Genomic DNA, 466 nt, shown 5'->3' with positions numbered 1-466 from the left:
CTGAAATCTATTGAAGAGCCGCACAAGCCTATGGAAGTTATAGCGCTGCATGAAAAAGCACGTCGTCTGTCTAATAATAAAGAGGTTAGAAGCTGTAACCCAAGTTTGGAAAATAGGGTATTCAAAGATACCAAAGAAAGGGTCATGGCGTTGATGGGGCATTTTGGCTCTTCACTAATTAATCATTAGGTAAACCCCCGGCTATGCCGGGGAGACTTGCATAGGTTATACCGAGGCTTCGGTAGCTAACCTCGATGGTTCCGCCAAGAACCAAGAGGTTTAACTTATGCCAGACTACAAAAGTCTGACCCAGACTCGATGGGATTGTAAGTACTACGTAGTGTTTATTCCCAAAAAGAGACAGAAGGTCATTTATGGCAGCTTGAGAAGGTTTCTAGGAACAATATTCCACGAACTTGCCAAGCGAAAAGAGTGCGAAATAGTAGAAGGGCACTTGATGCGAGGT

2 protein-coding genes are annotated in these 466 nt (G+C 44.0%); both read left to right on the top strand.

The window, feature by feature from the left end; translation table 11 throughout:
- The coding region (locus tag CWC28_RS22425) for a hypothetical protein (protein ID WP_212746834.1) at positions 1-189 on the top strand (189 nt) is incomplete at its 5' end.
- Positions 190-286: 97 nt separating this feature from the next.
- The coding region (locus tag CWC28_RS21695; protein WP_171038372.1) for a transposase at positions 287-466 on the top strand (180 nt) is incomplete at its 3' end.

It is taken from the genome of Pseudoalteromonas sp. S4492 (assembly GCF_005886115.1).
Taxonomy (GTDB): Bacteria; Pseudomonadota; Gammaproteobacteria; order Enterobacterales; family Alteromonadaceae; genus Pseudoalteromonas; species Pseudoalteromonas gelatinilytica.
The sequence above is the reverse complement of the archived record's forward strand: the minus strand, read 5'-3'. Positions and strand labels throughout refer to the sequence as shown.